Origin of the sequence: Pollutimonas bauzanensis (genome assembly GCF_040393045.1) — a bacterium.
GTDB lineage: Bacteria > Pseudomonadota > Gammaproteobacteria > Burkholderiales > Burkholderiaceae_B > Pollutimonas > Pollutimonas bauzanensis_A.
Window position 1 is genome coordinate 1 of sequence record NZ_JBEBUX010000197.1, and the last position, 4,590, is coordinate 4,590.

Here is a 4,590-nt window from a genome sequence, read left to right on the forward strand (position 1 = left end):
AGGCGTGCGCGCTACGGCTGCCGGTAGCCACGCTGCGCGGGGTGGGGTATAGGTTCTACGATCCGATTGAATTTCGGGTTTACTTTCAACCTTGAGCTTTACCGAAGCTTCTGCACCACGACGAACCACAAACGGAAATGGGGAAGTCTGTAATGGATGAATTGACACTGCTTGCCGCCTTGACCGAGGGTATCGAGTTGGCCGATAGCTGCTCGACCGATGCGTTGCTGGCTTTGCTTGTAAGAATAGGCCATGAGCCGGGAGAGGCCGCGATATGAGGAGACAACGTGCGTCGCGAGCTTACAAATTAAACGCCATTCCTTTTTCAATCAACCGCATGGCTTGCTTTACGACGGGGGCGTCTACCATTCTGCCTTCGAACGTGCAGGCGGCACGCCCCAAGGCTTTCTCTTCTTCAAATTTTTTGATCAAGGCTTTGGCCCTTTCAACGGCGGATTCGGTTGGCGAGAACGCGCTATTGGCCAATGCGACCTGAGCAGGATGGATGCAGAACGCGCCTTCAAAGCCCAAGCGGGCAGCGCGTTCGACTACTTTTTTAAATTCCTGTTCGTCAGCGAAATCAGCGACTGAACCGACAAATCCTATGGGTGCAATGCCGGCACGCCTGCAGGCGGCGACAGCCATGACATTCGGGACATACAGGCTGTCGGCGTCAACAGCCATTTGCATGGATACGGCTAAGTCTTCGGCTCCGACAATCATGCCGCAAATCCGCGGGTGGGCTGCCGCAATGCTGTGCATATTATGCAAGCCTTCTGCATCTTCGATCATCACGATAAACCGGGTGCTGCCCACAGGCATTCCTTTCTCGGTTTCGATTTCATCGACGATTTCTGCGACTGCTTGAACGAATTCCGCGTTAGGAACTTTGGGCAGCGTTAACGCTTGAACGTTTTCGCAGACAGAGGCTTCGATATCGCGGACCAGCATTCGCCAGGGGCGGTTCACCCGGACGATGACATCGTAGTTTTGATCGTGGCAGCGTTTGGCGGCCGCAGCGACACTGCGACGTGCTTCTTCTTTGTGCTCCAAGGCGATGCTGTCTTCCAGATCGAGCTGAAGGGCATCGGCAGGCCGGCGCAACGCGCTTTCAATAAAGCGCTCGTTGGTAACTGGTACAAACAGCATGGAACGCCATGCGAAAACGGAATTCATAATGTTGGTCCTGTTCAATTAAGGGTAATGTGCTCGACTTCGGCCAGCACGTCGTCCGTATGCTCGCCCAGCTTAGGAGCGGGCCGTCTGAAGCCGCCAGGGCTTTCCGACAGACGCGGAATGATGTTATGCATGGGAACGCTGCCTAGCTCTTCATCTTCAAGGTGGACGATGGCCTCCCGACCGATGATGAACGGATGGTCGATCAGGTCGGCCACGGAGCATACCGGGCCTGCAGTGACGTTTGCCTGCTCGAACAGGCTCAAGCAGTCGTCCTGTGTTTTTGACCCGATGAATTCCTGAATAATGTTGTCCAGCAAGTCTTTGTTCTCGACGCGGGCATCGTTGTCCTGGAACCGCGGGTCGGTTTTCAGTTCTGGCCGTCCGATGGTGTCGAAAATTTTCATGGCCATAGACTGCATGGAGCCCGACAGGGCAATGTGCTTATCGTCCTTGCAGGCGTAGACATTGCGTGGCGCGGTGTGACTGGATTGATTGCCCGAACGCATGGTGGGCTTGCCGCTTAGCTGGTATTTAGCAGCCTCGGATGAAATCAGTGAAAAAATCGGTTCGAACAGCGACAGGTCAACCACCTGGCCAATGCCGTTTTTCTCGGCTGCACGCAGCGCGGTGAGTACTCCGGCAGCGCCGTAAATTCCTGCGATCATGTCCGCCATGGCCAGCGGAGGCAATGCCGGAGGTTTGTCGGCAAAACCGTTCAAATAGGCAAAGCCCGACATGGCTTCGACCAGTGTTCCGAAACCCGGCTTGGACTTATATGGCCCGGTTTGTCCCCAGCCGGAAACCCGGGCGATGACCAGGGCAGGGTTGAGCTGATGCAGCACATCTGGCGAGAGCCCCATTTTCTCCAGCCCGCCCGGTACGAAATTCTCGACTACGATCTGGGCGCTTTTAATCAACTTTTTAAGCTGAGCCAGGCCTTCTTCGGTTTTGAAATCAATAACGGCGGAACGCTTGTTCCTGCCGTATACCTTCCAGTAAACGGCTTGGCCCGCTTCACGCCAGTTTCGAAGATCATCGCCTTTTTCCGGGCGTTCGATTTTGATAACGTCGGCACCGAAGTCCGCGAGAAAAAGCGAAAGCATATTTCCGGCCACCAAGCGCGACAAATCGATTACTTTCACGCCTGCCAGAGGCCCTTCATGGTTCGGGTTACATGCTTTCATGCGAACTCCAATGAGCTGATATGCAATTGATTAATTAATTTGCGCACCGGAGGCCTTGACGATGTCCGACCATTTTCCAAGGTCGTCAGCGAGCCTTTGCGCGAGCTGCTCGGGGTTGTCATGCAGCATTTCAATACCAAGCTGATCGAAACGATCTTTGACGCCGGGTTCCTTCAGCACAGATTCTGTTGCCTTGTACAAGGTGTCGATGACCTCTTTTGGCGTGCCCTTTGGCACGTACATGGCGATCCATAAGTCGCCGCTGTAGCCGGGGATTTCTTCGCCAATGGCTGGAACATCAGGCAGGGCGGGGTTGCGAGCGCTTGTGCTGACGCCAATAGCGCGTAGCTTGCCGCTTTGGATGTTGGCTATGGATGAGGGCAAGCTGGCAAAGACCATAGGCACCTGACCGCCTAACACATCGGTCATGGCTGGGGCTACTCCCCGGTAAGGAATATGTTGCAACTTCAAGCCAGCTTTGCTGTCCAGCATGGCGCCCAATAAATGGTTCAGCGAACCGTTGCCCGCCGAAGCATACTGATATTTATCGGGATTGTTTTTGATGAGCTCGATGAACTCCTTCAAGTCCTTGGCTGGAAAAGAAGGATTGACGCATAAAACATTCGGTACAGAGCCTACGGCGGCCACCGGTTCGAAGTCCTTGACCGGATCGAACCCCGGTTCCTTGTACAAGGCAGGGTTGATGGCTTGTGTGCTGCTGATGGTAAATAAAATACTGTAGCCGTCTGCGGACTCCCGCAGAATGGCCTGGGTGCCGATATTTCCGCCAGCGCCGGGGCGGTTACTTACAATAAAAGGCTGACCGAGCTGCTGCGCCAACCTTTCGGAAACTATGCGGGCCACGATATCGTTCGTTCCGCCCGGTGCGTGCGGAACAATGACATTGACTGGCTTGGCGGGAAACGCGCCGGCTTGCGCCGTAAACGTCATGAGCCCGGCCGTGGCAAGCAAACATAGTCGAGTGGCGATCTTTCGTAGTTGCAGCATAAACGTGTCTCCGGTAGTTCGTATAAATATTGTTCTTTATTCTTTCATTCGTGCTGGCATATATCAAATATTGTTTTAATATGAGCGACATACATATATATGTATGTCAATGCGTGAATGGAAATAATTGCCGTGGACCGATGACATGACACTTACTCAGTTGCGATATTTTCTGGCCGTTATAAAAGCGGGCAGCATTTCAGGGGCAGCCGTGCAAATTCATGTGGCGCAACCCGCACTTTCCCAACGTTTGAAACAGTTGGAAATCGAGTTGGGGCAACGGTTGTTCAACCGATTGCCGCGTGGCATCGAGCTTACGGCTGCGGGACACAGATTAAAAATCCACGCTGTGGAAATTCTCAGGCGCGTCGAGTCTGTGCACACCGACTTCCTTTCATCGGACAGCAATCCGTTTGGCCATGTGAATCTAGGAATGTCTACCGCCATCAATACCAAGTTTTGCGTGGACGTACTGGAAAGCGTGAGTCGTATGTACCCAAATATTCAATTGGCGCTGGTCGAAAGCATGAGTGGCACGCTTCTGGAGTGGGCCGAAAGTGGTCGCATCGACTTGGCCGTGGTTTACGACACCCCGGTCAATAGCCCCTTGATGGTTCAATTCCTGGCGCGCGAGAAACTGTATTTAGTCAGTAATCCAAGCGCTAAAGATGCGCTTCCCGATGTCATTACGATTCCGGAAATTGCCGAGTTAGACTTGATATTGCCTGCGTTTCCTCAGACTCTGCGGCTGATGATCGAAAAGGTTTTCATGGACAGTATCGGAAAAAGCCCGAAAATTCTGACCGACGTTGATTCGACCTATGCAATCAAGAAGTTGGTGGCGGCCGGTAAGGGGCACAGCATATTGTCGATTCACTCCATGGGCGAAGAGCTGTTCCGTCAAGAGCTGGCTATCACGTCCATTGCCGCCCCTGGCATTACCCGGACTATTAATTTAGTGAGTAATCAGAACCGGACAGCCGACTCGGCCGTCCGGGCTGTCCATAAAGTCGTCACACGTTTGTTGGTCGCCGGGTTGTCGGACGTTGGCGAGCAGCCGTAGTTTCGACCTTAGCTACCTGCCATCCGCCGCTTGACGCAGGGCAGTGTTCCAGTTGACCTTCATGGCAATATCCAGCTAAAAGATCCAATCTCTTTCTGGTTCAAGGATAGCCATGCTTCAGTTACGCCCCGGTTGTGAGTGTTGCGACAAAGATCT

Annotated in this window: 5 protein-coding genes; 2 read left to right on the top strand and 3 right to left on the bottom strand. The window is 53.4% G+C overall.

What is annotated here, in order from left to right:
* Positions 1-152 precede the first annotated feature (152 nt).
* The gene (locus ABWO67_RS19080; RefSeq protein WP_353154863.1) at positions 153-278 is read left to right on the top strand and encodes a hypothetical protein; all 126 of its coding nucleotides are present in this window, start codon (positions 153-155) and stop codon (positions 276-278) included.
* A gap of 22 nt (positions 279-300) precedes the next feature.
* On the opposite strand, the gene ABWO67_RS19085 is transcribed toward ABWO67_RS19080, so the two are convergent.
* Genes ABWO67_RS19085 through ABWO67_RS19095 form a run of 3 tightly spaced genes read right to left on the bottom strand, consistent with a single transcriptional unit; the run spans position 301 to position 3,371 of the window.
* On the bottom strand, positions 301-1,176 hold the full coding sequence (locus tag ABWO67_RS19085; protein WP_353154866.1) for an HpcH/HpaI aldolase/citrate lyase family protein: 876 nt from the start codon (positions 1,174-1,176) through the stop codon (positions 301-303).
* 14 nt (positions 1,177-1,190) lie between these two features.
* Positions 1,191-2,363, bottom strand: a complete 1,173-nt coding sequence (locus ABWO67_RS19090) for a CaiB/BaiF CoA transferase family protein (RefSeq protein WP_353154869.1) — start codon at positions 2,361-2,363, stop codon at positions 1,191-1,193.
* A gap of 30 nt (positions 2,364-2,393) precedes the next feature.
* On the bottom strand, positions 2,394-3,371 hold the full coding sequence (locus tag ABWO67_RS19095) for a Bug family tripartite tricarboxylate transporter substrate binding protein (RefSeq protein WP_353154872.1): 978 nt from the start codon (positions 3,369-3,371) through the stop codon (positions 2,394-2,396).
* Between the two features lie 145 nt (positions 3,372-3,516).
* On the opposite strand from ABWO67_RS19095, the gene ABWO67_RS19100 reads away from it, so the two are divergent.
* Positions 3,517-4,434, top strand: a complete 918-nt coding sequence (locus ABWO67_RS19100; RefSeq protein ID WP_353154875.1) for a LysR family transcriptional regulator — start codon at positions 3,517-3,519, stop codon at positions 4,432-4,434.
* Positions 4,435-4,590: the final 156 nt, after the last annotated feature.